General features: G+C 66.8%; 10 protein-coding genes. 3 read left to right on the top strand and 7 right to left on the bottom strand.

Translation table 11 applies throughout. The features are described from left to right. Positions 1 to 72 precede the first annotated feature (72 nt). The 6 genes from rho to argS all read right to left on the bottom strand — a co-directional run bounded on the left by rho (position 73) and on the right by argS (position 9,223). Complete coding sequence (rho, locus tag LJ760_RS00475) at positions 73 to 2,298, bottom strand: transcription termination factor Rho (protein ID WP_227918278.1); 2,226 nt, start codon at positions 2,296 to 2,298, stop codon at positions 73 to 75. Positions 2,299 to 2,692: 394 nt separating this feature from the next. Next, complete coding sequence (gene thrB / locus LJ760_RS00480) at positions 2,693 to 3,685, bottom strand: homoserine kinase (protein ID WP_227918279.1); 993 nt, start codon at positions 3,683 to 3,685, stop codon at positions 2,693 to 2,695. 9 nt (positions 3,686 to 3,694) lie between these two features. Further along, a complete protein-coding gene (thrC, locus tag LJ760_RS00485) occupies positions 3,695 to 4,822 on the bottom strand; it encodes a threonine synthase (protein WP_227918280.1) in 1,128 nt (375 codons plus the stop codon). Positions 4,823 to 4,825: 3 nt separating this feature from the next. Further along, positions 4,826 to 6,121: a homoserine dehydrogenase gene (locus tag LJ760_RS00490; RefSeq protein ID WP_227918281.1), complete on the bottom strand. Its 1,296-nt coding sequence runs from the start codon at positions 6,119 to 6,121 to the stop codon at positions 4,826 to 4,828. 24 nt (positions 6,122 to 6,145) lie between these two features. After that, positions 6,146 to 7,570: a diaminopimelate decarboxylase gene (gene lysA / locus LJ760_RS00495; RefSeq protein ID WP_227918282.1), complete on the bottom strand. Its 1,425-nt coding sequence runs from the start codon at positions 7,568 to 7,570 to the stop codon at positions 6,146 to 6,148. Between the two features lie 3 nt (positions 7,571 to 7,573). Beyond that, on the bottom strand, positions 7,574 to 9,223 hold the full coding sequence (gene argS, locus LJ760_RS00500) for an arginine--tRNA ligase (RefSeq protein ID WP_227918283.1): 1,650 nt from the start codon (positions 9,221 to 9,223) through the stop codon (positions 7,574 to 7,576). Positions 9,224 to 9,359: 136 nt separating this feature from the next. Between argS and LJ760_RS00505 the strand changes: the two genes are divergently transcribed. The 3 genes from LJ760_RS00505 to LJ760_RS00515 are packed head-to-tail and all read left to right on the top strand — an operon-like array spanning position 9,360 to position 12,239. Then, positions 9,360 to 9,845 carry an FMN-binding protein gene (locus LJ760_RS00505; protein WP_227918284.1) on the top strand — a complete coding sequence of 162 codons (486 nt, stop codon included), beginning with the start codon at positions 9,360 to 9,362 and terminating at the stop codon, positions 9,843 to 9,845. A gap of 10 nt (positions 9,846 to 9,855) precedes the next feature. After that, complete coding sequence (locus LJ760_RS00510) at positions 9,856 to 10,725, top strand: FAD:protein FMN transferase (RefSeq protein WP_227918285.1); 870 nt, start codon at positions 9,856 to 9,858, stop codon at positions 10,723 to 10,725. Continuing rightward, a complete protein-coding gene (locus LJ760_RS00515; protein ID WP_227918286.1) occupies positions 10,722 to 12,239 on the top strand; it encodes an FAD-dependent oxidoreductase in 1,518 nt (505 codons plus the stop codon). The genes LJ760_RS00510 and LJ760_RS00515 overlap by 4 nt, the downstream gene beginning before the upstream one ends. A 247-nt stretch (positions 12,240 to 12,486) precedes the next feature. Here LJ760_RS00515 and LJ760_RS00520 read toward each other — a convergent pair whose 3' ends face one another. Continuing rightward, on the bottom strand, positions 12,487 to 13,974 hold the full coding sequence (locus LJ760_RS00520) for an HNH endonuclease signature motif containing protein (protein ID WP_227918287.1): 1,488 nt from the start codon (positions 13,972 to 13,974) through the stop codon (positions 12,487 to 12,489). Positions 13,975 to 14,583 lie beyond the last annotated feature (609 nt).

Below are 14,583 nucleotides of genomic sequence, written 5' to 3' on the forward strand. Positions count from 1 at the left end.
GCGTTAACGAACGAGCCGCCCAGGCCCCCTGCCCGCGTTAGCGGGAGGGGGCATGAGCGGCTCGTAAGGCAGCTAGTTGTCCTTGGTGCCCAGGGTGGTCTGCTGGACCTGCATCAGGAACTCGACGTTGGACTGCGTCTCCCGGATCTTGCCGGTGAGCAGTTCCAGCGCCTGCTGGGTGTCCAGTCCGGACAGGACCCGGCGCAGCTTCCACATGATCTTGACTTCATCCGGGGAGAGCAGGTTCTCTTCGCGGCGGGTACCCGACGCGTTGACATCCACGGCCGGGAAGATGCGCTTGTCCGCAAGGTTGCGGGACAGGCGCAGCTCCATGTTGCCGGTGCCCTTGAATTCCTCGAAGATGACCTCGTCCATCTTGGATCCGGTCTCCACCAGGGCCGTAGCCAGGATGGTCAGCGAGCCGCCGTTTTCGATGTTGCGGGCAGCACCGAAGAAACGCTTGGGCGGGTACAGTGCGGACGAATCCACACCGCCGGAGAGGATACGGCCCGACGCCGGAGCGGCCAGGTTGTAGGCGCGTCCCAGGCGGGTCATGGAGTCAAGCAGCACCACGACGTCGTTACCCATTTCCACCAGGCGCTTGGCGCGCTCGATGGCGAGTTCGGCAACAGTGGTGTGGTCATCGGCGGGGCGGTCGAAGGTGGAGGCAATGACCTCGCCCTTGACCGTGCGCTGCATGTCCGTGACTTCCTCGGGACGCTCGTCCACGAGGACCATCATGAGGTGGACCTCAGGGTTGTTGATCGTGATCGCGTTGGCAATTGCCTGCAGGATCAGCGTCTTTCCGGCCTTCGGCGGGGAAACGATGAGGCCGCGCTGGCCCTTGCCGATCGGTGCCACGAGGTCAATGACACGCGGGCCGATCACCTTGGCGGACGTCTCCAGGCGCAGGCGCTCGGAGGGGTACAGCGGAACCAGCTTGGAGAACTCCACGCGGTCCTTGTTGTCCTCGGCGGGCTTGCCGTTGACGGAGGTGAGGCGTACCAGTGCGTTGAACTTCTGGCGCTGGTTTCCGCCCTGGTTTTCGCCTTCACGCGGGGCGCGGATGGCGCCGACGACGGCGTCGCCCTTGCGCAGGTTGTACTTCTTCACCTGGGCGAGGGAAACGTAGACATCGTTCGGGCCCGGCAGGTAACCGGAGGTCCGTACGAAGGCGTAGTTCTCCAGGACGTCGAGGATGCCAGCCACGGGCAGCAGGACGTCGTCTTCGGTGACCTCGACGTCGTCGACCTCGGGGTTCTGGTTGCGGTTGCGGCGGCGCTCGTTGCGGTCGCGGAAACGATCGTTCCGGTCACCGCGGTCGTTGCGGTCATTGCGCTCGTTGCGGTTCCGGTTGCGGCGGTTACGCCCGCGCCCGTTCTCGTCGTTGTCGTCGCGGTTGTTGTCGCGGTCGCGGTTGTTTTCGCGGTTGCCGCCGTTGTCGCGGTTGTTGTCGCGGTCCCGGTTGTTCTCGCGGTTGCCGCCGTTGTCGCGGTTGTTGTCGCGGTCCCGGTTGTTCTCGCGGTTGCCGCCGTTGTCGCGGTTGCCGCCGTTGTCGCGGTCCGAACGGTTGCGGTCACGGCGTTCACGGCGTTCGCCGCGCTCGTCGTCGCCCTGGGTCCGGGCCTCGGCACCGTTGGCAGCGCCGTTGTTGGAGGCAGCACCGTTGCTGGCAGCGCCGTTGCTGGAGGCGTCCTCTGCAGGCGCCTCGGCGGAAGCGTTGTTGACCGTGCCGTTGGACTCGTTGGAGTCGCTGCGGCGGTTGCGGCTGCGGCGGTTGCCGCGCTCGCGCTGGCCCTCTTCACGTCCGTTGTCTTCGCGTGCCTCGCGGTTCCGGGCCGGAGCCGCGTCTGCTTCCGGCGAGGCGGCGGGTGCCGGTGCCTCGGCCGCCGCAGTTTCCGCGGGGGCGGAAGTGACGACGCCGTCACTGGCTGCACGCCGGTTGCGGTTACGGGTACGCGTCGGGCGGGTCGTCTCGGCCTCTGCGGACTGCTCCGCGGGTGCTGCTGCCGCCTTCTCGGGCGCCGAAGCACCCTTGGCTGCGTCGTCGCCGGCCTCGCCGCGGGAACCGCGGACCGGTCGGTCGGCTACTGCGCCGCCGCGCTGGTGGTTGGAGATGGCCGTAACCAGATCTCCCTTACGCATGCGGGAGCCCCCGGTGATGCCGAGCTGGCCGGCAAGCGCCTGGAGCTGCGCGAGCTTAAGGCCTGCAAGGCCTGCGCTCTTTGATGCGTTCTCGCCGGTTGAACCGGCGGATGCTGAATCCACGCCTGCAGTCAGGCTAGTGGTATCTGTCACGAAGGATCCTTCCCCCTCGTCGGGCGGTCCGGCGCAATGCCGGCCGCGGTGATTGGCCCTGGTCCCAAAATCAGACATTGGGTCAGGGTTCGCTTGACTACCGGCCCGATGGCCGGAGAAAGGCGAATCTGCTGGGTGCCTTATGTAAAGAAGAATCCACGCAGAGTCTGGTCAGCTTCGCTGCCGAACACGCGGCATTCAAGCGGGACACGCCGCTTCTTGGCGGTTCCTTTGAAGGCTGCACCGGAGACTGCGCCTCCGCGGGTGGGCATTTGAATCAACGGAAATCACCGCGGGACGAGTGCAATCACACCTGACGGCGGCAAAGTGTTTTCAACTAAAGCCCGGGGCGGCCCGAAATGGACGGCTACCTGCGGGAGCACAGGACGGAAAATTACCGCTGGTGCCCTTCCACTCTAGCACCATCTCGCTCGACGCCAAGCCGCAGAACACGCCAATTTTCGCCGAATTCCGCTGCCTGCAAATGTTTGGTCATGGCCTGCTCCGCTTCCAGGGCGGCCTCCTCGCCGTGGGCTAGGCACATCACCGTGGGACCGGCACCGGAAATCACGGCAGCGAATCCCGCAGAGCGCAGTGACTGCAGCAGCCGGGCACTCGGGAGCATCGCAGGTGCCCGGAAGTCCTGGTGAAGCGCGTCCTGCGTTCCCTCAAGCAGCAGCGACGGATCCACCGTCAAGGCGTGGATCAACAGCGCCGCACGGCCGGCATTGGCCGCTGCCGTCCGGTGGGCCACGGTGGCCGGCAGCAGGCCGCGGGCACTCTCGGTGGAAAGTTCCACGGCCGGTATGGCGACGACGGGAACCACATCGGGATGGACTGAGGCCCGCACGGAGCGGAAGACGCCGTCGTCCTCCCAGGAAATGGCGAGGTCACCGACGAGTGCGGGAGCCACATTGTCCGGGTGGCCCTCCAGCGCCGAGCAACTGTGCAGCACACCTGCGGCATCGAGCCGGGCTTCGACCGGCAGCAGGGAATTCGCAGCCAGGACGCCGGACACAATAGCCGACGCCGAAGAGCCCAGACCGCGGCCGTGCGGAATAGCGTTCTCTGCGCTCAGGTGCAGCCCCTGGGCGCTGTACCCGGCGGCGGCCAGAGTGGACAGCAGGGTGCGGACCACCAGGTGGGAGGAATCCAAGGGAACGTTTCCGGCGCCTTCACCCGCGACCTCGACGAAAATGCCTTCATCCTCGGAGGTGCGCACCCGGACCGTGTCATACAACGTGAGCGCCAGCCCAAGGGAGTCGAACCCCGGGCCGAGGTTGGCGCTCGTTGCGGGCACGGACACGGTCACGTCCTGCCCCGGCGCAATGATGCGGGAACCGGAGCGGGAACCGGAGCGCTGCCCGCCGGGCAGATCCACCTGCATGCTTCAGCCCTACTTGCCGGATCCGGCGGGCTGCGCCGCTTCCAGGCCCAGCGCTGCCGCCACGCTCACAACATCGAAGTCCACCTTGGTGGGCTCGACGTCGGAACCGTCGGCGGTGCGCAGTGCCCACTGCGGGTCCTTCAAGCCGTGGCCGGTGACCGTAATGACGATGGTCTTGCCGGCCGGGACTTCCCCGGCAGCGTGCTTCTTGAGCAGCCCGGCCACGCCGGCGGCGGAGGCCGGTTCCACGAAGACGCCCTCGCGGGAGGACAGCCAGCGGTGCGCGTCGAGGATTTCGGTGTCCGTGACGGCTTCGATCAGGCCGCCGGATTCGTCGCGGGCGGCAATGGCCTGATCCCAGGAGGCCGGGTTGCCGATCCGGATGGCGGTGGCAATGGTGTCCGGATCGGTGATCGGGTGCCCCTTCACCAGGGGCGAGGCGCCTTCGGCCTGGAAGCCCCACATGTGCGGGGTCTTCGTGGCCACCGGAGCCAGTTCCTCGCCGGCCACGTTGGTCCAGGGCTTCGCGTATTCGGAGTAGCCCTTCCAGTAGGCGGTGATGTTTCCGGCGTTGCCGACGGGCAGCAGGTGGTAGTCGGGGGCATCTCCGAGGTAGTCCACCACTTCGAAGGAGGCCGTCTTCTGGCCCTCGATGCGTGCCGGATTGACGGAGTTCACCAGGAACACCGGGTAGGCCTCGGCAAGCTTGCGGGCCACCTCCAGGCAGTTGTCGAAATTTCCGCGGACCTGGAGCAGCTGGGCGCCGTGTGCAATGGCCTGGCTGAGCTTGCCCATGGAGATCTTGCCGTCCGGCACCAGCACGGCGCAGGTGATGCCCGCCTGCGTGGCGTAGGCGGCGGCCGAGGCGCTGGTGTTGCCGGTGGACGCGCACACCACAGCCTTGGCACCGGATTCCACGGCAGCGGTCATGGCCATGGTCATTCCGCGGTCCTTGAAGGAGCCGGTCGGGTTCATGCCTTCGACCTTGAGGTACACCTCCGAGCCGGTCAGCGCGGACAGCGCCTTCGCACGGACCAGCGGCGTACCGCCCTCACCGAGGGTAATGACCTCGGTGCTCTCGGTGACCGGAAGACGGTCGGCGTATTCGCGGATAACGCCGCGCCATTGGTGAGCCACGGCTCAGACTCCTTCTACCCGCAGGACGGATTTGACGTTCTTGATGACGTCCAGGCCCTTGATGGCCTCGACGGTGGCCGCAAGGGCGGCCTCGGAAGCACGATGCGTGACGAAACGCAGTTCAGCGCTGGCCCCTTCACCGTGGATGGTCTGGCGCATGGTTTCGATGGAGACGCCGTGCTCGGAGAACACCCGGGCGACGGCGGCCAGGACGCCGGGCTGATCGGCCACTTCCAGGCCGATCGAGTAGCTGGTGGTGACCTTTTCCAGCGGCAGGGCCGGCAGCGAACCGCTCGGACAGCCGGCGGGAACGGGACCGCCCAGGACGAGCCTGCGGGCGGCGGTGACGACGTCGCCCATGACGGCGGACGCGGTGGGCGCACCGCCGGCACCCTGGCCGTAGAACATCAGTTCACCGGCGTTTTCCGCTTCGACGAACACGGCGTTGAACGCGCCGTGCACTGCGGCCAGCGGATGCAGGCGGGGCAGCAGGGTGGGATGCACGCGTACGCTGACGCCTTCGGTGCCGTCCGTGTCCGTAAACTTCTCGGCGATGGCGAGCAGCTTGATGACGAATCCGGCTTCCTTGGCGGCGCTGATGTCCTCCGCAGTAACCGAGCTGATGCCCTCGCAGGAAACGGCGGAGAGGTCGAACCCGGTGTGGAACGCCAGGGACGCGAGGATGGCACCCTTCGCGGCGGCGTCGTGCCCCTCGACATCCGCGGTGGGATCCGCCTCGGCGTAGCCAAGCCGCTGGGCCTCGCCCAGGGCATCTGCGAACTGGGCTCCGGTGGAATCCATGGCGTCGAGGATGTAGTTGGTGGTGCCGTTGACGATGCCCATGACCTTGGTGATCCGGTCCCCGGAGAGGCTGTCCCGGATGGGGCGGAGGATCGGGATGGCCCCGGCTACGGCGGCCTCATAGGAGAGCTGGACACCGGCGGCGTCGGCCTTCTCGTAGAGGGCGGCGCCGTCTGCGGCGAGCAGGGCCTTGTTGCCGGTCACGACCGCGGCGCCGGAGTCCAGTGCGTGCAGGATCAGGGTGCGGGCCGGCTCGATGCCGCCCATCAGCTCAATCACGATGTCCGCGTTGCGGACCAGGGTCTCGGCATCGGTGGTGAACAGTTCCTTAGGCAGGTCCACGTCGCGGGGAGCATCAACATTGCGCACCGCGATGCCGGAGAGCTCCAGCCGCGCGCCGAGGCGTGACGTGAGGTCCGCGGCGTCGTCAATAAGGATCCGGGCAACCTGCGAACCCACGTTTCCGCACCCCAGCAGGGCTACTTTCAGGGTCTTCATATGTTGTGCCAACTCCTCTAAGAATTAGGAAACGTCCCGGGCCAGCAGGTCGTCTTCGGTTTCGCCGCGGACTATCAGCCGCGCAGCGCCGTCCCGCACCGCAACAACGGGCGGGCGGGCCACATAGTTGTAATTGCTGGACAGGACCCAGCAGTAGGCGCCGGTACCCGGAACAGCCAGCAGATCCGACGCCGTGACATCGGCAGGCAGGTAGGCGTCCCTCACCACTATGTCGCCGCTTTCGCAGTGTTTGCCAACTACGCGCGAAATAACCGCGTCATCTTCGGAGGTCCGCGACGCCAGCACGGCGGAGTAGTCCGCCCCGTAGAGCACGGGCCGGGCGTTGTCGCTCATCCCGCCGTCCACGGAAACGTACCGCCGCGGCGAGGTGCCGCCGTCGGGCGTGTCCACCCGGACCGTCTTGGTGGTGCCTGCCCGGTAAAGCGTGAAGGTGCTCGGGCCTACGATGGCACGGCCGGGCTCAATGGAGATCCGCGGAACCGCCAGTCCCAGCTCGGTGCAGGTACTGCCGACGACGGCGGCCATCGCGTTGGCGATCTCGGCCGGCGGACGCGGGGCGTCTGCCTCCGTGTAGGCGATACCGTAGCCGCCGCCCAGGTCCAGTTCGGCCAGCTCAACGCCGTAACCCTGCTTCACCTCGGCCAGGAAACCGAGCAGCCGGCGGGCGGCCAGTTCAAAACCGGCCGATTCGAAGATCTGCGAACCGATGTGGCAGTGCACGCCCACCAGGTTCACACCGTCGTGCTTGAGTGCGGTTTCCACGGCGGCCATGGCCGGGGACATTCCGTCCAGCTCCGGGTCGGCCACCATGGACAGGCCGAACTTCTGGTCCTCATGGGCGGTGGCAATGAACTCGTGCGTGGAGGCATGTACACCCGGGGTCAGCCGCAGCATGACGTTGGCGCGTTCACCGCGGGAGGCGGCCAGGTCCCCCAGCATTTTCAGCTCGCCCAGGCTGTCCACCACAATCCGGCCCAGCTCCATGTCCAGGGCACGGGCCAGCTCGGCCAGAGACTTGTTGTTGCCGTGCAGTCCGAGCTGGCTGCCGTGGAGCCCTGCACGCCGGGCCACTGCCAGCTCCCCGCCGGAGCAGGTGTCCAGGCGCAGCCCCTCGGAGGAGACCCAGCGGGCCACCTCGGTGCAGAGGAAGGATTTGCCGGCGTAGTAGACATCCACTCCCCCGCACAGCCCCGCGAACGCAGCGTCGAAGGAGTCCTTGAAGTCCCGGGCACGGGCCCGGAAATCCGCTTCCGACATCACGAACACGGGGGTGCCGAATTCCTCGGCGATCCGGGAGACGGGGATGCCGGAGATCTCCAGCTCGCCGCCGTCGCCGCGCATGACGTCCTGCGCCCACATCTGCGGGCGCAGGGCGTTGCTGTCTTCCGGGTGGCTCAGCCATGCGGGAGCCAGGGGTGAAGCAGTCATGAATTACATCCGTTCGGGTGCGGAGACTCCCAAGAGGCCCAGGCCGTTGGCCAGGACCTGGCGTGCGGCAAGGTTCAGCCACAGGCGGGTGCGGTTGGTGTCGGTGATTTCCTCGTCGCCCTGGGGTGCAATGCGGCAGGCGTCGTACCAGCGGTGGTAGGTGCCGGCGATGACCTCGAGGTGGCGGGCCACGCGGTGCGGTTCGCGGAAGGCGCTGGCCTGCGCGACGACGCCGGGGTACTGCCCCAGTGCGGCCAGCAGCGCGCTCTCGGTGGGGTGGCTCAGCAGCGAGGCATCAAACGCGGAATCGTCGACGCCGGCGGCCTCGGCGTTGCGGGCCAGGGCGTGGGTGCGGGCGTGGGCGTACTGGACGTAGAACACGGGGTTCTCGTTGCTGCGCTTGGTCAGCAGGTCCAGGTCAACGTCGATGTTGGAATCGGCGGAGAAGCGGGCCAGCGTGTAGCGGGCGGCGTCCACGCCCACGGCGTCGACCAGGTCCTCAAGGGTGACCACGGTGCCGGCGCGCTTGGACATGCGCACGGGCTTGCCGTCCTTGACCAGGTTCACCATCTGGCCGATGAGTACCTCGACGCACTCCGGGTCGTGGCCCAGGGCTGCGGCGGCGGCCTTCAGGCGCGCTACGTAGCCGTGGTGGTCGGCACCCAGCATGTAGACGTTCAGGTCGAAGCCGCGCTCGCGCTTGTTGTGGATGTAGGCAATGTCACCGGCAATGTAGGCGGCGTTGCCGTCCGACTTGATGACCACGCGGTCCTTGTCGTCGCCGAACGCGGTGGAGTTCAGCCACCAGGCGCCGTCCTTCTCGTACAGGTTCTCGGAGCCCTTGAGCTGCTCCAGCAGCTTGGCGACCTGGCCGTTTTCGTGCAGCGAATCCTCGTGGAAGAACACATCGAAGTCCACGCCGAAGTTGTGCAGGGATTCCTTGATGTCGCCGAACATGAAGTCCACACCGACGGCGCGGAAACGTTCCTGCGCCTCGGCGTCGGGCAGCTCGGTGATGTTCGGCTCTGCGGCCAGCACGCGGTTGGCAATATCCACGATGTACTCGCCGGCGTAACCGTCTTCCGGCGCAGGTTCGCCCTTGGCCGAGGCGAGCAGGGAGCGGGCGAAGCGGTCAATCTGCGCGCCGTGGTCATTGAAGTAGTACTCGCGGGTGACCTCCGCGCCCTGGGACTGGAAGACCCGGGCCAGGGCATCGCCGACGGCGGCCCAGCGGGTGCCGCCCAGGTGGATGGGTCCCGTGGGGTTGGCGGAGACGAACTCCAGGTTGATCCGGGTGCCCTTGAGGATTTCCGAGGTGCCGTAGGCGGGTCCGGCCTCGACGATGGCCTTGGCCAGTTCACCGGCTGCACCGGCGTCGAGGGTGATGTTCAGGAAGCCCGGGCCGGCAATATCGACCTTGGCCACTCCGGCGATCTTTTCCAGCCGGCCCTTGAGGATCTCGGCGAACTGGCGGGGATTCATGCCGGCCTGCTTGGACAGCTGCAGGGCGATGTTGGTGGCCCAGTCACCGTGGTCCCGGTTCTTCGGGCGCTCGACCCGCACCTCACCGGGCAGCTCGATGCTGAACTCACCGGCATCGATGGCGTCTTGGAGGCAGGCAGTTACGGCGGAGGAAAGTTCTTCAGGAGTCACCGGTTAAGCATAGCCGGGTGCAGCACGGGTCCTGTTTTGTATGACAGGCCTTACGCTGTGCGGATCCAGCACCGGCACCAATGATGCGATGTAATGAAAGGGAACGTTCCCAAGCGCCCCCACTCCAAGGAGAACCGTGAACCGAGCGAGCAAGTCCCTGCTGTGTGCCGCCGCCGGCCTGTCCCTGCTGTCTGCCGCCGGCTGTGCCGCGGGCGAGGAAACCGTCGACGCCGGCGAGGCTCCGGCGAAGTCCCCCGCGTCATCCCCCGCTTCCTCCCCTGAGTCTTCCGCAGCATCCTCCGACGCTGCAGCCGGTTCCGGCAGCTACGCCGACGGTGAGTACTCCGGCACCGGAAGCTACATCCCGCCGTCGGGCACTTCCGAAGACGTGGACGTAACGCTGCGGCTCGAGGGCGGCGTGGTGACGGAGCTGGAGGTGGAGACCTCGCAGAAGAACCCGACGTCCAAGCAGTACCAGCGTGAGTTCACCGCCGGTGTCAAGGAGCAGGTGGTCGGCAGGAACCTCGACGAGCTGGACGTGGACAAGGTGGCCGGATCCTCGCTGACCAGCGAGGGCTTCAACCGCGCCTTGGACGCCATCCGGTCCGAAGCTGCCTCCTAGGACAGCACCCGTGCACACCCTGGGGTTCGAGGCGATCGGCACGCAGTGGTCCCTCTCCACTGCCGCGCCTTTGGATTCCGCCACCCGGGCTGCGGTCGCGGACGTGGTCGACAGTTATGACCGCACCTATTCGCGCTTCCGCTCCGATTCCACGGTTGCGCGGATGGCCGAGGCTGCGGGCAGCTTTGCCCTGCCCGCTTCGGCCGCGCCGCTGCTGCGGCTCTTCGATTCGCTGCAGCGGATCACCCGTGGCGCGGTTAACCCGCTGGTGGGGCGCTCGCTGGAGGTGTTGGGGTACGACGCCGGATACAGCTTCCTGCCCTCCGGGCCGCCTGCTCCCGCAGCTGCTTGGACGGATACCGTGTCCTGGACCGCCGACGGCCGGGGAACCACGCTGACCACTGCCGTGCCGGTGACCTTCGATATCGGTGCCGCCGGAAAGGGCCAGCTGGTGGACCTGGTCAGCGAGGTCCTGGAAACCGCAGGTCACCGGGAGTATGTGGTGGACGCCGGTTCGGACCTGCGCCATGCCGGCGCCGCTCCCCTGCGGATTGCGTTGGAGCATCCGTATGACGCGAAGCGGGCCCTCGGGGTGCTGACCCTCTCGGACCGTGCACTGTGCGCCTCGGCCGTCAACCGCCGGCAGTGGGGAGACGGACTGCACCACGTGCTCGACGCCCGCACCGGTTCCCCTGTGGATACCGTGGCGGCCACGTGGGTGCTGGCGGCGGACGCCATGACGGCGGACGGCCTGGCCACTGCCCTGTTCTTCGCCGATCCGCAGGAACTGGCCGGTACGTTCACCTTTGACTATGTCCGGATGTTCACTGACGGCCGGGCCGACTATTCCCCTGCAATGGCTGGAGTCCTATTCCCATGAGCATTTCCGCCCCCGCCGCTCCCCGCACCCTGAACACCTTCCTGGGGCGTTGGACCATGTACCGGTTCACGGTCTGGGTGCTGCTGGCAATTGCTGCCTGGTCCTTTGTCCTCTCCTTTGCCGGCGTGCTGTTCTACACACCGGCAGAGCTGGGAGCGACGGCGGTGACGGCGGTGGCCTCCACCCTCGTCACCAGCCGTGTGGCCGGGCTGCTGCTTCGCACCCGTCCGCAGACCGACTCCTCACTGATCACCGGCCTGCTCCTGTTTTTCCTCTTCTGGCCCAGCACCGACGGTGTACAGCTGGGTTGCGTGGCCCTGGCCGGAGCAGTGGCGACGGCTTCCAAATATCTCCTGGTGTTCCGGCGGCGGCACATCCTCAACCCGGCTGCGGCGGGTGCGTTTGCGGTCGCAGTGACCGGGCTGGGCGGTGCCGTCTGGTGGGTGGCGACTCCGGGCATGCTGATCGCGATCCTTCCGGCCGCCATCCTGGTGCTGTACCGGAACCGCCTGCTGCCAATGGCCGGGGTTTTCGTCCTTACTGCCGGGGTTATTGTCCTGGCCCGCTTCCTCGCGGGCGGTGAGTCCGTCTCCTACGCCCTGGCCACCATCGTCGGAAGCTATCCCCTGGTGTTCCTGGCCGGCTTCATGCTTACCGAACCGCTGACCCTGCCTCCGTTGCGCGCCCAGCGCCTGGCGGAGGCCGTCGTCGTTGGTGTTCTCTTCGCCGTTCCGCTGTCCCTTGGCCCGGTGATGATGTCCCCGGAGCTGGCGCTGCTGGTCGGGAATGTCCTCGCGTTCGTCGTGGGCCAGCGCGGAGCTGTCCGGCTGCGGCTGCGCGAAACCCGGGAGCTGACCCCTACGGCCCGTGAACTGGTGTTCGAGCCGACTCATCCTGTCCGCTTCCGTGCCGGCCAGTACATGGAACTTGCCGTGCCGCATTTTGAGCCGGACTCGCGGGGGTCGCGGCGCATTTTCAGCATCACTACCGCGCCGTCGGAACCCGGCACGGTGGCGGTGGGGCTTCGCGTGGCCGAACCGGGCAGCACTTTCAAGACTGCCCTGTTGAAGATGCGCCCCGGAGCGGAGGTGGCCGCCACGACCATTGCCGGTGACTTCCTCTTGCCGCGGGACGCCCGGACACCGGTGCTGATGATCGCTTCGGGTATCGGCATCACTCCTTTCATCAGCCAGCTGCGGCAGGTCCGCGGGGAGGGCCGGGACATTGTGCTGGTCTACGCGGCATCCTCTGTTGACGAGCTTGCCTATGCCGGGGAACTGCAGGAACTGGGGGTTCGGGTTCTGGTCTGCACGCCGTCGGATCCGGGGATCCCGGGCTGGACCTGGTTGGGTCCGGGGCTTCCCGATGCTGCGGTCCTGCGTGCGGAAGTTCCCGACCTGGCTGCTCGGACAATCTATGTTTCGGGTTCGCCGCAGGCGGTGGCTGCTGCCCGCAAGGCCGTCCGCGGTGCCGGCGGCAAGCGGATCCGCACCGACCCGTTTCTGGGGTACTAGTCCGCTCGGCCGCTGGAAGTGTTGTCCCAGCGGCCCATACGTCTGACAATCTCCAAGTGTTTACCCGGCGGCATAGCCTGCAGAGCAACAAGCTGTTCCAGCTCTGAGACTCCATAAAGAGCACGGGAAAGGCCGCCGGCCCGCTAGACGCAGGCCGCTAGATGTCGGCTCCTCTAGGTGCGGGTCCAGGCTTGTTCCCGCGGACCTGCTGCCGGGGTTGCGACAGCGGTCCTCCTGTGCGGGCCGCTCAGAACGGCGGCACTTGTTCCGGTTGCGTCTGCTCAGGGTTCGTTCGCGCGTGGTCCTGCCGCGGATCAGGTGCCGTGTCCGGTGAGTCGAATTCCAAAAACGGTTCTGTGCGATAGACACGTCCGGTAGGCGAAGTCCACTCGATCACCCCGGGTTCGGGCTGGCACGCTTTCCAGAAACCCAGGGTCTTGAACCGGTGGTGACGCCGGCACAGGTGTTCCAGGTTTCCGTGATCGGTGGGACCTCCTTTTGCCCAATCGATGGTGTGGTCAATGTCCGCGTTCGCGGTGCTGACCCGGCAGCCGGGGAATCTGCAGGTTCCGTCCCGGGCCCGGAGCCATCGGCGGAGCCCGGCCGGGACTTTTCGCCGCCGTCCCACGCCCAGGATTTCTCCGGTCTGCGGATCCTGGGCCAGCCCGGTCCATCCGACGGCGTTGCGGGCGAGCCTGCGGGCCGCTTCGGCGCTGATGGGCCCGTAACCATGCAGCTCTGCTGGCTGGTCATCGGCGCCAAAGAGGGTTTCCGCGCTGATCAGGACCATGATTTCCGCCCGAGGGACGATCCCCTCGTCTGGTCCAGCGTCGCCTCCCCCGGTTCCGTGCGCACCTGTTGCTGCTCCGCCACCGGTTCCACTCTCACCGGCTGCCTCTCCCGCCTCGCCAGCTCGAGCCGGGCCGCGACTGGCAGCACCGCCACTCCGGCCGGTCCAGCCTGCACCGTCACCCGTATGGCCTGCCCCGTCGCTACCGCGACTGCCGGCCCCGCCGGTATCCGTGACACGGGTTGAGCCGAGGCCGCCCATCAGCAACTGAGCCAGAATGTCCGCACGCAACTGATCCGTAGTCCGGGAATCCCCGGCGGACTGTTCGCCATGGGCCGCAGTGCTCAGTGCCGTGTAGATCTGCTGCGCTTCCGCAGCTCGCAGGTGGGCGGAGAGGCAGGACATTCCGTCCTCTTCCCGGTCCAGGGTGACCTTCCGCTGTTCGAACGCGGTCAGGTGCCGTTTGCTGACGGTGTCCGGAAACTTCCTTTCGCGCAGGCGGCGGGCTTTGCAGGAGAACTGTGCCCGGGTCTGGCCCTCCGCAGCTGCCAGTAGGTCGGCTTCAAACCCAGGCAGTTTCGCCTCTGGCACGTCTTGGCATTGGTCCAGCACAACCAGGGCGTGCTGGTAGGACAGCCGTCCTTCCTCCAGCCCGGCCAAGGTGGCGGTGTGGGTCCCGCAAAGTTTGCCCGCTTCGAACATCATCCGCTGGGCGGTGACCTGCGGAATGTTCAAAATGGCTGCACATTCTGACGCTGCCAGGCTGAACGCCATCCCGGGTTCGAGCCGCCCCGAAGCGGCGTGGAAGTCCTCCCGGAAGATCTCCTGCATCCGGACCATCAAACGTGCCTCCAGCGCCTGCACCCAGGACATCAAATGCGCCATCCGGGACAGGGCTTCACCAACCGTGTGCTCGTCGAAGGCTTCAATGTTCTGCAGCGCCAACCTCCCGGTGAACCCGTCCGGGTAGGAGGCAGAACTATCAGCTCCGGAATCGGGGGTGGCGGGAGCCTCTGATTCGGGGGCGGGAGATCCGGAATCAGATGGCTCTGCGTCGGATGGATCGGGAAGGCCAGGCCCGGCATCAGGAACAGGATTGCCGGCTGGCCCGGTGCCGGACTCGGCGTCGTTCTCGGGAGTGGCAGCAGAAGCAGGGGTACCCGCGGCAGCGGCCCCGGCAGGGCCGGCAGGTTCGACGGCAGGTTCCGCCCAGTAGACCGCCAAAGTGACGGGAGAGCAGGGCGCCTCCGAGTCACCGGCCTGCCCTTCCGGCTGCCGGCCCTGACCGCCCTGCTCTTCAGTTGTCGGTTCTGTATTCCCGAGCTGATCCATACCTCAGGATTTCATCCGGCACTGACATTTCCGGCCGATAAAAGTCTCAAAAACGTCCCTTCCGGAAACCGGAAATACCTGTCTTTCGACGGTCACTACCTACCCGCACAAACGAACCAACGGGGCCGGTTTTCAGACGACGAAATTAAGCCTTCGGGAACAACACCGGAAACGAGTCCGGCGCCCGGCCCATCCGCGGTAGGAGCAGGTTTTCCCCGCCCG

The sequence above is a fragment of the Arthrobacter sp. zg-Y895 genome (genome assembly GCF_020731025.1).
Taxonomy (GTDB): domain Bacteria; phylum Actinomycetota; class Actinomycetes; order Actinomycetales; family Micrococcaceae; genus Arthrobacter_B.

Excerpts from the sequence above, each read along its gene's own strand:
- thrB (WP_227918279.1), bottom strand. The coding sequence starts at position 3,685 with ATGCAGGTGGATCTGCCCGGCGGGCAGCGCTCCGGTTCCCGCTCCGGT.
- LJ760_RS00490 (WP_227918281.1), bottom strand. The coding sequence starts at position 6,121 with ATGAAGACCCTGAAAGTAGCCCTGCTGGGGTGCGGAAACGTGGGTTCG.
- lysA (WP_227918282.1), bottom strand. The coding sequence starts at position 7,570 with ATGACTGCTTCACCCCTGGCTCCCGCATGGCTGAGCCACCCGGAAGAC.
- LJ760_RS00515 (WP_227918286.1), top strand. The coding sequence starts at position 10,722 with ATGAGCATTTCCGCCCCCGCCGCTCCCCGCACCCTGAACACCTTCCTG.